Below are 13254 nucleotides of genomic sequence, written 5' to 3'. Positions count from 1 at the left end.
TGGCGGCCCGGCGGCTGCGCGCTGTGGTGAGCCCGGCGGCCACGCGCTGTGGTGAGCCCGGCGGCCACGCGCTGTGGGGCCCGGCGACCGCCCGCTGCGGGGAGCCCGGCGGCCGCGCGCCAGCGCGCCGAGCGCATCTCCCCGCTCCGGCCTCACCCCGCCCGACCACCTCACCTCACGGTCCTCGAACCCGGGCCTCACCCCGCCAACAGCCGGCGCACCGCGCCCGGTGGCGCTCCCGCGTGCTCGCGAACCGTCCGGGTCAAGTGCGCCTGGTCCGCGAACCCCAGCTCGGCCGCCAGCCTCGCCAGCTCCTGCTCCCCCTCCTCCAACCGCTCCAGCGCGCGACCCACCCGGACCCGATTGCGATACCGCGTCAGCGAAACCCCGACCTCCCTCGGGAACGCCCGGCTCAACCGGTACGGCGACACCCCCAGCGACTCCGCCAGCGAAAACAACCCTGCCGCCGAGGGGTCGTCCGCCACGATCGCCTCGCGGGCTCGGGCCACCCACGCGCCGTCGTCCGGCGATGACCGCCGCGACGAGTGCCCGATCGCCGCTCCCACCAACACCAGCAGCTGTTCCGCCAGCGCGTAGTCCGGGTCGGCCGCCGACGCCACCACGCGCCGGTGGGCCAGCTCGAGCGCGCCGTCCACGTACACCGTCGGCGGCACCTCCCTCTCTCCCGCCAGGCGGTGCCACAACGGCGACCCGAACTCCACCGACGTGCAGACGTCTCCGCCCGCCGGGTGGGCGAAACGCTCCTCGTCGCCCGGGGCCGCCAGGTACGCCGCCGTCGGGTCGGCGTCCGCCGTCCGTCCGCGGACCCGGCGGCGGAACCGGCCCCGGCGCACGAGCACCATCCGGTGGCCGGACGACACCTCCGCCGGCGACCAGCCGGTGTGGTCGTCGGCGCACCGGACCACGCTCACCGAGTACCCGGCGCCGGCCACGACTTCGACTGCTTCCCGCACGCCCCGGACTGTACGCCGGGGGTACGACACTTTCCGGCCCGCAAGGATCTTCAAGACCGCACCCCGGGACGGCGGGCAGGCTGCCGCACGACGAAAGGAGCCATCCGTGCCCGCAGAACTCACCACCGTCGTCCTCGACTGCGCCGATCCGGCCGCGCTCGCCGCCTTCTACGGCAAGGCACTCGGCTGGGAGGTCACTTACCAAGACGACGACACCGTCCAGCTCGGCGGCGGCCCGGTCGGCCTCGGCTTCCAGCGCGTCGCGGGCTACCGCGGCCCCGCGTGGCCGGACGACGCCAAGCACGCCCACCTCGACCTCCGGGTCGGCGACCTCGCCGGCGCCACCGGGGAGTTCCTGGCGCTCGGTGCCACCAAGCCGGACTTCCAGCCCGGCGGCGGCGACTGGGTCGTCCTGCAGGACCCCGAGGGGCACCTCTTCTGCCTCTCCGAAGGGTGACGCCCGTGGTGGTCCCCCGGCACCCGGGGGACCACCGCGAAATCCGGTCGCCGCCCTCGCCCGAGCGCGGCACCATGCCGGTCATGGCCCCCTCGTTCCTCCCCGGACTCGACCTGTCGCGCCGCTTCTACGAGGAGGCGGTGCGGCCGCTGCTCGGCGACCTGCCCCACACGGCCGCGCGGATCGGCACCGGCTCGGAAGTCCTCGGCTTCGACACCGCCCGGTCCGCCGATCACGAATGGGGGCCGCGTCTGCAGGTGTTCCTGACCCACCGGGATGCGTGCCGGGACGTCGCCGAAGCGCTGAGCCGGAAGCTGCCCAAGGCGTTCCACGGCTACCCCACGAACTTCGCCCCCACCGACAACCCGCACGTCCGGCACATGGCCCTCACCGACGGGCCGGTCTTCCACCGCGTCGAGGTGACCACCCTCGGCGAGTGGCTCACCGGACACCTCGGCTTCGATCCGCGCGAAAGGATCACCACCCGGGACTGGCTCGCCACCCCGACGCAGACCCTGGCCGAGCTCACCGCCGGCGCGGTGTTCCACGACCCGGCCGGGGAACTCGCCTCCGTCCGTTCGCGGCTCGCCTGGTACCCGGACCAGGTCTGGCGCTACGTCCTGGCCGCCCAGTGGCAGCGGATCTCCCAGGAAGAGGCCTTCGTCGGGCGGTGCGGAGAAGTCGGCGACGAACTCGGCTCGGCCGTCGTCGCCGCACGCCTCGTGCGCGACCTCATGCGGCTGAGCCTGGTGATGCACCGCCGCTACCCGCCGTACAGCAAGTGGCTCGGCAGCGCGTTCGCCCGGCTCCCGTTCGCCGCCGCGATCACTCCGGCGCTGGCCGGAGCCCTGGCCGCCACAACCTGGCGAGACCGGGAAACCCACCTCGCCACGGCCTACACCGCCGTCGCCGGGCTCCACAACCGGCTCGGGCTCACCGAGCCGGTCGACTCCCGCGCCCGCCCGTACCACGACCGGCCGTTCGAGGTCCTGCACGCCGACCGCTTCAGCCGAGCGCTCGCCGACGGCATCGGCGACGCCGAACTGCGCGGCCGTCCGCTCGTCGGCGCCGTCGACCAGTTCGCCGACAACACCGATCTGCTCGGCGACCGCACCGCGGCTCGGGCCGTGACCACGGCGGTGTTCGCCTCAGCCGACCCGCAGTGAGCGCGTCTCGATGCCGACGTTGCCGTGGCCGTCCCGGGCGTAGAGGTACAGCTTCCACACGCCCGGCTGCTGCGGCGCCGTGACGGTGAACGTCCCGCTCCCGGTGAACGGCGCCGGGATCAGGCCCGACGCGTTGTTCAGGTACTTGCTGTTGTACCCCATGGTGTAGGCGATCGGGTCACCGTCCGGATCGGACACCGCGGCCGTCACCGTGAAGGTGCCGCCCGCCGGGACGCCGGTGCTGCGGCTGAGGTTCATCGACGCGATCACCGGCGGCGTGTTGCCGCCGGTCTGTCCACTGTAGAGCCTGCGGACGGCGTACCACGACAGCCGCTTTTCGCCGCCCGTGGTGATGTTGAACCAGACGCCGCCGAAGTCGCCCTCGGTACCGTAGTGGAAGAGCGTGGCTCCGAGCGCCACGCCGGGGTGGGCCAGCACGCAGTTCCACGCGGTGCCGTACCCGTCGCGCTTCTGCTGGTCGGACGGCTCGGCCGGCACGCCGTTGCCATCGTTCGGCACCTCCCACTCGCCGGGCGGACCGGTTTCGGTGATGAGGTAAGGCTTCGTGTAGCCACCGGCGAGCCAGTCCTGCTTCACCTGGCAGACGTGGGCGTAGGAGTTCACCGCGTACAGGTCGAGGTTCGACGCGTACGCCTTGTAGTACGGCCACGCGCCGGTCCAGGCGTCGGTCGAGGTGACCGGGTGGTTCGCGTCGATCGCGTGGATCGCCTGCGCGGCCTGGTCGACGAAGCGCGTGTAGGCGATCCGGTTCTGCTCCAGCCGGGTGCCGGAGTAGCAGTTCTGCATCCCGAGGATCGACTCGTTCCCGACGTTCCACAGCAGCACGCCGGGGTGCGTCCGGTAGGTGGTCACCCAGTTCCGGATCTCGGCGAGCATCGTGTTCTGGTACGCGGTGTCCGTCGTGTAGTCGACACAGCCGCCGCTGCCCGGGCCGCCGCCGGGTTGCAACCAGAACCCGGCCACGACCTTGATGCCGTTGGCCGCCGCGGCATCGAACAGCGGCCGGGAGGTGGCGTCGGTGCCCCAGGTGCGGACCGTGTTGACGCCGATCGCGTGCAGCTCGGGCATCCGCGCCGCCGCTTCGCCGGCCGGCGGGCCCCAGGTCAGGCCGCGCACGATCCACGGTGTTCCGTCGACCGTCAGCTGCCAGTTGCCTTGGGTGCCGGTCACCCGCGTGCCCCCGGAGCCCGCCGCCGGGGTGCCGCTGACCTGGAACTCCCACAGCGAGTAGCCGTAGCCGCCGACGCGGTGGGTGCCGTAGAGGCGGACGTAACGGCCGTGACCGCTGACGGCGAGAGTCTGGACCCCGCCGGTCGCCGTCGTCGTGCGGTAGGCCGTCCGCCAGGTACCGGCGTCGTCGGAGACCTGGATTTCGTAGCCGGTCGCGTAGGCGGCCTCCCAGTTCAGGGTGACCTCGCTGAGGTCGGCCGGAACACCGAGGTCGACCTGCAGCCACTGCGGATCGCTCCAGGCGCTCGCCCAGCGGGTGCCGGGATCGCCGTCGACGGCCGCCGACGCCGGGGTGCCCGCCCCTTCGGTGCTCGACGCGGTCGCGGGCCTGCCTTGCGAAAGCAGGGTGGCGGCGTGCGCCGGCGACGGGCCGGCGAGCAGGCCCAGCACCAGCAGGACCACCAGCGGCAGGACGGCGCGGCGGAGCGACGGTCGGTCCACGATGACTCCCGTACGACAGGCAGACGGCGCTTGGAGAGCGCTCTCCGGTGGGACCGATGGTTCGCCCGCCGACCCGGCGTTGTCAAGGATCGCCCCTAAACCCGACAATGGCTGTCCGGTCGGGGAACCGGGTGCTTCTTGACAGGTCGGCGGCCGGGCGCGCATGCTGCGGGAGAGCGCTCTCCCATCCTTGGCACCCTCACCGTGGAGGACCCTTGGCAACGAAAGCCGCGCTCCTCGCCTGCACCGCCGCCACCGTGCTGGCAGGCGCCTTCCTGACCGCGGCCACCTGGTCGCCCGCCGGGGCCGACGACCTGGTGACCCACCACGAGTTCCAGGTCAACTGCTCCCCGAGCCACCACCAGCCGGACGACCCGATCGTCTTCCCCGGGCTGCCCGGCGCCTCGCACGACCACACGTTCCTCGGCAACAAGACCACGAACGCGGCCACCACCCTGCAATCCCTGCAGGCCGCGGGGGTCGGCAACACGACCTGCGTGACCCCGGACGACCTGTCCGCGTACTGGTTCCCGACCGTCTACAACGGCAACCAGGTGGTGCTGCCGAACTTCGCGCAGGTCGTCTACTACAAGTCCGGCATCCTCGACTACACGAAGGTGGTGCCGTTCCCGCCCGGCCTGCGGTACGTCGCCGGGAGCGTCACGGCGACGCAGGACGAGTTCCAGCACGCGCCCGGCGCGGTCGAAGGCTGGGAATGCGGCGACAGCTTCCACAACTGGGACGTCCCCGTCCGGTGCGTGGCCGGCAGCCAGCTCAACATCCGGTACCAGGCGCCAAGCTGCTGGGACGGCGTCCACCTGGATTCGGCCGACCACAAGAGCCACCTGGCCTACCCGGACCGGGCGACGCTGACGTGCCCGGCCGATCACCCGGTGGCCGTGCCGATGCTCGAGTTCAAGATGGCGTTCCCGGTGAGCGGCGACATGTCCGGCGTGCACCTGGCCAGCGGACGAGGGTACTCGTGGCACTACGACTTCTTCAACGCGTGGGACCCCGAGACGCTCGCGGCGCTGGTGAAGCACTGCATCAACGGCGGCCTGCAGTGCGACCCGCGCGGGTTCGACCTGTACAAGCCCGATCGCGGCAGCGTGCTCGGGCCGAACTACCGGCTGCCCGGCCGTCCGTGAAGGTCCTGGGGGCGGTGGTGGTGGCGCTGATCATGGGCGGTTGCGCCACCACCACCGGCCCCGCTCCCGCGGCGGCCGGCAACCCGACCGACGTGGCCTGGCTGCAGCTGGTGGTGCCGATGACGGAGAACGCACTGGCGGCGGCCCGGCTGGCCCCGGACCACACGGCGAGCACGCGGGTCCGGTCGGCGGCCGACCGGATCACCGGCCCGCAGGAACGGTTGCTGGCCCGCCTCCGGGCCGTCCGCGACGGGGCCGGGCTACCGGCATCCGATGTCCACAGTGGACACCGGATGCCGGGCATGGTCACGGCGGCCGACCTGGTCGCGTTGCGCAGCGAACGGGATGCCGCGTTCGACCGGCGGCTGATCGCGCTGTTGCGGGCGCACGCCGCTCAGCTCGTCGTGCTGGCCGGCGGCGAACAGGCCAACGGCGCGGACGCGCGGACGCGCGAGCTGGCGCGGGACGTCGGGGCCGAGGCCGCGAAGGAAGCCCAGCTGCTGGCCTGAGGCCGTCGAGACCACGGTGATCCGTGGCCTCGACGGCATATCCGGCTCCGCCCGCCGGAGGCTCAGTACGTGACATTCACCGGGCCGTGCCCCGGCCGGGCCGGCGCGGTCACCGTCAGCGTCTTCGTCGCCGCGTCCCACTTCCACGCCGACGAAGGCGCCCAGCCGCTGCCCACCTTCACCCGGTTGGGAGCCGCCGCGACGCCGACGAACTTGACCGTCCACTCGCGGGGTGCCGCCCGGAACGAGCCCTGCGCGGGAGCCACCGTCACCGTGTGCGCCCCGCCGCGCTCGCTGTAGGTGATCTTCGTCGACGCCGAGCGCGCCGACGACACGCCGTTGTCCTCGTACAGCGAGAACGTCCCTGAGCCGCCGGGCGCCACCGTCACCGTCGCCCGGTTCAGCGGGTTCTGGACGTCGTTGGCGACGTCGGCCGTCCGGGTCACCGTGATGCCGCCCGCGCGCAGGAACACCGGCATCGTGCCCAGATCGGACGTGACCTGCTGGGTGGTCCCGCCCGCGTAGGTCTTGCCGGTGAAGTAGTCCGTCCACTGCCCAGGCGGGAACCAGACCGACGTCGTCGCCGACGTGCCCGGGGACGTCACCGGCGCGACCAGCATGTCCGGCCCGTAGAAGTACTCGCTCTGGGCCGCCGCGTACGCGCCGGGCTCTTCCGGGTACTCCAGGTACGTCGGCCGGACCACCGGCACGCCGGTCGTCGCGGCTTCCTGGGCCAGCGTGTACGTGTAGGGAACCAGGTTCTCCCGCAGGTTCAGGAACTTCGTCGCCGACGCCTTCGCCGCGTCGCCGTACTGCCAGGGCAGGCGGTCGCTGTGGTTGCTGTGCAGGCGGTCGATCGGCTGGAACGTGCCGAGCTGCACCCAGCGCGCGTACAGGTCGTCCGGCAGCTTGACGGTCTGGCGCTGCTGGCCGCCGGAGGTGTAGGTCTCGCTGCCGCGCAGGCCCGTCGTGTCGTTGTGGCCGCCGATGTCGTGGCTGATCGCCGACATGCCGGTCGCGGCCGACTCCGCCGGCGTGATGCCGACCTCCAGGCGCAGCGTGCCCCAGGTCGAGGACGTGTCGCCGGTGAAGTGCAGCGTGCTGCGCTTGTCGGCCCACGGGCCGGTCGCCAGCCCGGTCGGGCCGCCGTAGCCGCCCGCCTGCAGCGACCCGTACGCCCGCGAGATGACGAACCCGCGGCCGGTCGCGGGGGCCGCGAGGTCGGCGTACTGCTGGTTGATCCAGGCGTCCGGGGTGACGCCGGGCAGGCTGGAGCGCGAGGCGTCGCAGCACCAGTCGAGCCACCAGAAGTCGTTGCCCTGCTGCATCATCCCGGCGTGCAGGTCGAGGTAGGCCTTGAGCTGGTCCGGGTCGCCCCAGTCGAAGACGTAGCAGTCGGTGCCGCAGTTCGACTTCGCCAGCTTGCCCTTCGCCGTGGCCTGGGCGCGGGCGAACTGCGGGTCCGAACCCATGATGCTGGGGTGGATGTTGAGGTTGTTGTGCAGACCCTGGGCCTTCGACCAGGCGAAGAAGCCGGCCGGGTCGGGGAACTTCGTGGTGTCGAACTGCCAGCCGTTCCAGGTGTCCGGCGCCTTGAAGTCGGTGTCGGTGACCAGCACGTCCAGCGGGACGCCTTCGCTGCGGAACCGCGGCAGGATCTTGTCGCGGTAGTCGGCCGCGGTGCGGTCGATGTACTCGGAGTACCAGACGCCGTAGGCCCAGCGCGGCAGCAGCTGCGGCGGCCCGGTCAGGGTCGCCAGGTCGCGCAGCCCGGCCTTGTAGTCGTGGCCGAAGGCGAAGAGGTAGCCGTCCTGGTAGGGGCTTCCGCCGTGGGACGGCCGCTGCGTCACCGCGCGCGTGCGCGTGTCGTACAGCGCGGAGGGGGTGTCGTCGAGCAGGTACCAGCCGTCCTGGTGCAGCAGCCCTTCGGTGGTCGACGGCGCGCCGTTGTCGCCGTTGACGCCGTCGAGGCCACGCCGGTAGCCGCCGAGCGCGAGGTGCGGCGCCGGCGCCGTGCCCCCGGACGGCGTCACCGCGACGGTGTCGACGTTGACGTGGCAGCTGGTGTCCTCGGGGCAGCCGAGGACGACGTCGTTCGTGCCCGCCTTCAGGTCCACCGGCACGGACGCGCTCTTCCACGCGTCCCAGCTGTCGGTGACCGGCAGGGTCAGGGTGCGCGTGACGCCGTTCGCGGTGACGGCCGCGGTCCGCGTTTCGTGCCGGCCGTCGCCGCCGGTGCCGTTGGCGTAGCGGACGTGCAGCAGGTACGTGCCGTCGGCGGCCACGTCGGCGACGCGGTGGGTCAACGTCGAGCCGCGGTTGAGCTCGGCGACGAACCCGCGCCCGGCGTACCCGGTGTGGTCGGTCGCGACGACGGCGGAACCCGCGCGAAGCCCGGCTTCGGCCTCGCAGCTCACCCCGGTGGGGCAGCCGGAGAACGCGCGCGCCGACGCCGGCGGGAAGGCCGCTCCGGAGGTCAGGACGGCCAGGCCGTCGAGGTTGACGTTGCCGGAATCGGCGGCGGCCCGCTCGATCCGGACGCTGTGGTGGCCGGCGCCGAGGGTGACCGGGACCGAGGCCAGGCCCCAGGCGTTCCAGTCGGCCGTCACGGGCAGCGTGAGCTTCTGCGCCGCGCCGCCGTCGACGCTCACGCTGAGCGTGCGGGTGACGTGCTGGCTGTCGCCGCCCTGGCCGTTGGCGTAGCGCGCGGTGAGCGTGTACGTCCCGGCGGTGGGCGCGAGGACGTCCGCCGTCACCGAGTTGCCGGTGCTCTCGAAGCCGGCGAGGAAGCCTTCGCCGGTGTAGCCGGAATGGTCGGTGGCGACGCCGAGGCCGTCGGCCGTGAGGTCCTCGGCCTCGCAGCGGGCGCCGACCGCGCAGGTCAGGTGGTGCCAAGGGGCCGCGAGCGCCGTGTTCGTGCGGATCTCCAGGTTGCCGCCGTCGAACGGGCCGGAGTTGAGCCGGTAGGTCAGCGTCGCCGCGCTCGTCCGGATGGTGAGGACGCCGCCGGACACCGTGCTGGTGTAGGACGTCGGCGTGAAGGCACCGCGGCCGACGGCGTTGAAGGTGGCGGCGTCGGTGAACCGGCCGTCGCCCGCGTACTCGGTGCGGATCAGGGTCGGCGACAGCACCTGGAAGCGGGCGTTGCCGGCGGTGACGGTCTGCCGCGCGGGCCCGGCCACGGCGGGCGTCGCGACGGTCACCGCGGCGACGGCGGCCCCGGTGACGGCGAGCGCGCAAGCCCGCCGGATGGTTCTCGCTGTTCTGGTCCGCACGGCGGAACTCCGTTCCGGTGAAGGGGACTCGGCGGCGTTACAACGTTGGAAAGCTGAGCACAACAGCTCCGCCGATGTCCAGACCACTGAGCGGAACTTGTCCCGGACAGACAAGCGGGTGGCCCGTTCAGGCAGATTCGCGGACCACGAGTTGCGGGTCGAAGATCACCGACTCCGCGCGCAGGTCCGGATCGGCCATCCGGTCGAGCACCATCCGGGCCATCGCCGCGCCCATCTCTTCGACCGGCTGGCGGACCGTCGTGAGCCGGGGGCGGCAGCTGAGCGCGACCGGGCTGTCGTCGAAGCCCACCACCGCCACGTCGTCCGGGACGCGCTTGCCCGCCTCGCGCAACACCGTCAGCGCGCCGTAGGCCATCAGGTCGTTGGCCACGAACAGCCCGTCGAGCGCGGGGTTCTCGGCGAGCAGGTGCTCCATCGCGCGTTCGCCGCCCCGCTCGGTGAAGTCGCCCTCGGCGACCGCGACGTACGCGTGGCCGTGGCGGGCCATCGCGTCGCGGAACCCGGCCAGCCTGTCCTGCCCCGCGGGGGTGCCCGCCGGGCCCGCGATCGTGGCGACGCGCCGGCAGCCGCGCGCAACGAGCCTCTCGGCCGCGAGCCGGGCGCCGTCCTGGTGGGCGACGTCGACGTAGCAGACCGGCGCCGGACGGGCCGGCCGCGCGAACAACGCCGTGGGGACGCCCGCGCCGGTCAGCATGCGCGGCAGCGGGTCCTCCGCCGGGTGCAGCGAGATCAGCAGGACGCCGCTGACCTGTTCCTGACGCAGCTTCGGCACCAGCTTTTCGCGCTCTTCGTCGCTGTCGACGAGCATCAGCAGCGGGTGCAGCCCGTGCGGGCGCAGGTGCGCGACCACGCCTTCGACGACCCGGCCGAAGAACGGGTCGCCGAACACCCCGCCGGTGAACGCCTCGACGTGCCGCTCCGGCTCGGACACGACGAGCGCGATCCCACCGGTGCGCCGGGTGACCAGCGACCGCGCCGCCCGGTTCGGCACGTACCCGGTGTCGGCGATGGCGCGTTCGACCGTCTCCCGCAGCTTCGGGTCGACGTTGCGCACGCTGTTCACCACGCGCGACACCGTGGCGCGCGAGACCCCGGCAACCCGCGCGACGTCCTCCAGGGTGGGCGGCTGCGTCGTCACCCGTCCTTTCTAGCACGCTGTGAGAGCGCTCTCCCACTCATCCGCCCAGCCGGGCCTCCGCCGCCGCCCAGTTCGCGGTGCCCGACGGCTCGTAGCGGCGGATTTCCTGCGTCTCGCGCACCAACGCCCGCATCGCCGCCAGGTCCGGGAGGTCCTCCCCCAACGCCCGGGCCTGGACGAGCACGTTCCCCAGCGCCGCCGCCTCGACCGGGCCGGCCAGGACCGGAACCCCGCACGCGTCCGCCGTCGACTGGCACAGGAGCTCGTTGCGGGCGCCGCCGCCGACCAGGTGGATGACGTCGACGGGACGGCCCGTCAAGCGGGACGCCGTGCGGATCGTGCGGCGGTGGGCCAGGGCCAGGCTGTCCACGATGCAGCGGACCACCGCCGCCCGGTCGGCCGGCGGGCGCTGGCGCGTGGCCCGGCAGGCCGACTCGATCCGCGCCGGCATGTCGCCCGGGGGCAGGAACGCCGGGGCGTCGATGTCCACCACCGCCGCCAACGCGGGTGCCGCCGCCGCGGCCGCCAGCAGCGCGGGCAGCTCGTCCGGGCACGACCACGTGCGCAGCGTTTCCGACAGCACCCACAGGCCCATCACGTTGCGCAGGAAGCGGACGGTGCCGTCGACACCTCCCTCATTCGTGAAGTTCGCCGCCAACGCCTCGTCGCTCAGGACCGGCGCGGGCAGCTCCAAGCCCGCCAATGACCACGTGCCCGTCGAGATGTACGCGAAGTTCGTCCCGGGGAGAGCAGGAACCGCGACCACCGCCGATGCCGTGTCGTGGGAGCCCACCGCCACCACCGGGATGCCGCCCAGCTCCTTCGCCGGACCCACCACCGTCCCGGGGTCGTGCAACGGGGGCAGCAGGCGGGGCGGGATCCCGACGCGCGAAGCCAGTGAGGTGGCCCAATCGCCCGCGCGGACGTCGTACAGCTGGGTTGTCGATGCGTTCGTGCGCTCGGCGCCGATCGAGCCCGTGAGCCAGTAGTTCAGCAGGTCCGGGATGAGCAGCATCGTCGAGGCAGCCGAGAGGCGGTCGCCTTCCGACAGCAGCTGGTACAGCGTGTTGAACGGCAGCTGCTGCAGCCCGGTCACGTCGTAGAGCTCGCGGGCGGGCACCTTCGCCGAGACCTCGGCCGGCACGCCGTCGGTGCGCGAGTCGCGGTAGTGCACGGGGTTGCCCAAGAGCGCGCCGCGCTCGTCCAGGAGCCCGTAATCCACGGCCCAGGAGTCGATGCCGACGCCGTCCAGGCGCCCGGCCTCGCGGATCCCGGCGAGGGTCTCGCGGTACAGGCCCAGGATGTCCCAGTACAGCACCGGCCCCGCGCGGACGCCGCCGTTCGGGAAGCGCCGCACCTCCGCCACCGCCAGCCGGGACGGCCCGGCGGTCCCGGCCATCACCCGTCCGCTGGACGCGCCGAGGTCGACGGCCGCGACTCGCTTCACGGGCGGACCACCGTCAGCTCGAGGCCGAGCAGGTCCGCGACCGCCGTCAGCTCGGCGACGCGGTGGCCGGTGCCGAGCGCCCAGTGGTGGGCGATGCCGCTGGCGGCCCAGGCGTCGGTCCACTCCCCCGGGTCGCAGCCGAAGTCGACGCGGGAGGTCGTGTTGCCGATCCGCAGCAGCGGGCCGGGCACGACCGTGCCTTCCGCCGCGATGAGCGTGAACGTCCCGTCGCGGCGCTGGCCGAGCCCGCACAGCGTCACCGGCCCGTGCTTGACGTCGAACTCGACCGAGACGCCCCAGCCGCGCTTGCCGTGGTAGACGCCCAGGCCGCGCAGCAGCGGCTTGCGGGCGCTGATCCCGAGGTGCGCCGGGCCGTCGTGGCCCATCTCGACCACCCGGTCGCGGAAATTCAGCGCCTGCAGCTCGGTGAACGAGCCGCCGGCCCCGAGCCGGTCCATGACCAGCATGGCCAGCGACGTCCGCAGCTCGTACTCGCCGACCGCCGGGATGCCGCGGGCGGTGAGCAGAGACGCGCCGAGGATGAATCCGGCGCCGACCCGCTCGTGCGTCTCGCCGTCGAGACCGCGGTGGTAGTAGGCCAGGGAATCCAGCGAGAAGTCCTCGACGAGCCGGTCGAGGGCCACCGAGACCCGGGCGCCCCACGCGAAGTCTTCGTCCACAACGGACTCGTCCACTGTGAACACATCGCGGGCCAGCTCGACCCGGTCCTTCGTTTCGGACTCGGTGACCTGCTCCACGCGCACCCGCAGGTCGTCGACCTCCAGGATCTCGACGTGCCCGCCGAGCTGGGCCGAGACCAGCGTCGGGTCGGTCGAGACGTCCATCATGCCCGGGTAGAGGTGCCCGAGCAGCCCGTGGCGGCCGTGCCGCAGCGCCGCCCGCACCCCGGCCGCCTTGATCCAGCGCTCGATCCGCGTCCAGGCCCGCGCGTCTTCGAGGTACCCGGACACCGACCGGAATTCGACGCCCAGACGCCGGAACGCGTTCGCCATCTCCGGCAGCGGGCAGGCGCCGCAGTAGGCCAGCCACGCGCCGGTGTCGAAGGACTCGTGGTCCATCGCCTCGGTGGGCTGCAGGTTCAGCAGCAGCACCGGCGCGCCCGAGCGCTGCGCGACCGGGGCCAGCATGCTCGACGTCAGGTACGTCGTCAGGAAGCCGACGATCAGGTCGCACCCGGCCACCCGCAGCTTCTCCGCCGCGGCGGCACCTTCGACCGCGTCGGAGACGAACCCGGCGTCGACCACTTCGCAGTCCAGTTCGGACAGTCGTTCCGAAACGCGCCGGGCCGACGCCTCCAGTTGCGGCAGGAGCGCCGGGAATTGCGGCCAGTACGCGCCGAGCCCACCGGACACGAGGCCCACGCGGGTGCGGCGCGGGGTGAGGCGATCCACGGTCATCGGTCCTTT

General features: G+C 72.9%; 10 protein-coding genes. 4 read left to right on the top strand and 6 right to left on the bottom strand.

Features of this window, described 5'->3' with window-relative positions; translation table 11 throughout:
- Positions 1–197: 197 nt before the first annotated feature.
- Complete coding sequence (locus ACWEVN_RS18235) at positions 198–1004, bottom strand: helix-turn-helix domain-containing protein (RefSeq protein WP_452052004.1); 807 nt, start codon at positions 1002–1004, stop codon at positions 198–200.
- Positions 1005–1080: 76 nt separating this feature from the next.
- On the opposite strand from ACWEVN_RS18235, the gene ACWEVN_RS18230 reads away from it, so the two are divergent.
- Both ACWEVN_RS18230 and ACWEVN_RS18225 read left to right on the top strand, forming a co-directional pair.
- Positions 1081–1431 (top strand): VOC family protein, encoded by a 351-nt coding sequence (locus ACWEVN_RS18230; protein WP_452052001.1) that lies wholly within the window; start codon positions 1081–1083, stop codon positions 1429–1431.
- A gap of 5 nt (positions 1432–1436) precedes the next feature.
- Positions 1437–2597 (top strand): DUF4037 domain-containing protein, encoded by a 1161-nt coding sequence (locus ACWEVN_RS18225; RefSeq protein ID WP_452052000.1) that lies wholly within the window; start codon positions 1437–1439, stop codon positions 2595–2597.
- Here ACWEVN_RS18225 and ACWEVN_RS18220 read toward each other — a convergent pair.
- Positions 2580–4289: a discoidin domain-containing protein gene (locus tag ACWEVN_RS18220; RefSeq protein ID WP_452051999.1), complete on the bottom strand. Its 1710-nt coding sequence runs from the start codon at positions 4287–4289 to the stop codon at positions 2580–2582. The genes ACWEVN_RS18225 and ACWEVN_RS18220 overlap by 18 nt on opposite strands.
- 215 nt (positions 4290–4504) lie before the next feature.
- On the opposite strand from ACWEVN_RS18220, the gene ACWEVN_RS18215 reads away from it, so the two are divergent.
- Positions 4505–5437, top strand: a complete 933-nt coding sequence (locus ACWEVN_RS18215) for a DUF1996 domain-containing protein (RefSeq protein WP_449682536.1) — start codon at positions 4505–4507, stop codon at positions 5435–5437.
- Positions 5434–5946 carry a DUF305 domain-containing protein gene (locus ACWEVN_RS18210; protein WP_452051998.1) on the top strand — a complete coding sequence of 171 codons (513 nt, stop codon included), beginning with the start codon at positions 5434–5436 and terminating at the stop codon, positions 5944–5946. The genes ACWEVN_RS18215 and ACWEVN_RS18210 overlap by 4 nt, the downstream gene beginning before the upstream one ends.
- Before the next feature lie 62 nt (positions 5947–6008).
- Here the strand turns inward: ACWEVN_RS18210 and ACWEVN_RS18205 are convergent, their stop codons facing one another.
- From ACWEVN_RS18205 to ACWEVN_RS18190, 4 genes are all read right to left on the bottom strand, one after another.
- Positions 6009–9221 carry a TIM-barrel domain-containing protein gene (locus ACWEVN_RS18205; RefSeq protein ID WP_452051997.1) on the bottom strand — a complete coding sequence of 1071 codons (3213 nt, stop codon included), beginning with the start codon at positions 9219–9221 and terminating at the stop codon, positions 6009–6011.
- A 127-nt stretch (positions 9222–9348) separates the two neighbouring features.
- Positions 9349–10380: a LacI family DNA-binding transcriptional regulator gene (locus ACWEVN_RS18200; protein WP_452051996.1), complete on the bottom strand. Its 1032-nt coding sequence runs from the start codon at positions 10378–10380 to the stop codon at positions 9349–9351.
- A gap of 37 nt (positions 10381–10417) precedes the next feature.
- Complete coding sequence (locus tag ACWEVN_RS18195; RefSeq protein ID WP_452052003.1) at positions 10418–11779, bottom strand: rhamnulokinase; 1362 nt, start codon at positions 11777–11779, stop codon at positions 10418–10420.
- A gap of 44 nt (positions 11780–11823) precedes the next feature.
- The gene (locus tag ACWEVN_RS18190; RefSeq protein ID WP_452051995.1) at positions 11824–13245 is read right to left on the bottom strand and encodes an arabinose isomerase; all 1422 of its coding nucleotides are present in this window, start codon (positions 13243–13245) and stop codon (positions 11824–11826) included.
- Positions 13246–13254: the final 9 nt, after the last annotated feature.

Source organism: Amycolatopsis sp. NPDC003861, from assembly GCF_053605405.1.
This window is presented reverse-complemented; position numbering and strand designations above follow the sequence as displayed.

Coding starts and splice junctions, on each gene's coding strand:
- ACWEVN_RS18195 (WP_452052003.1), bottom strand. CDS start 11,779: ATGGCCGGGACCGCCGGGCCGTCCCGGCTGGCGGTGGCGGAGGTGCGG.
- ACWEVN_RS18190 (WP_452051995.1), bottom strand. CDS start 13,245: ATGACCGTGGATCGCCTCACCCCGCGCCGCACCCGCGTGGGCCTCGTG.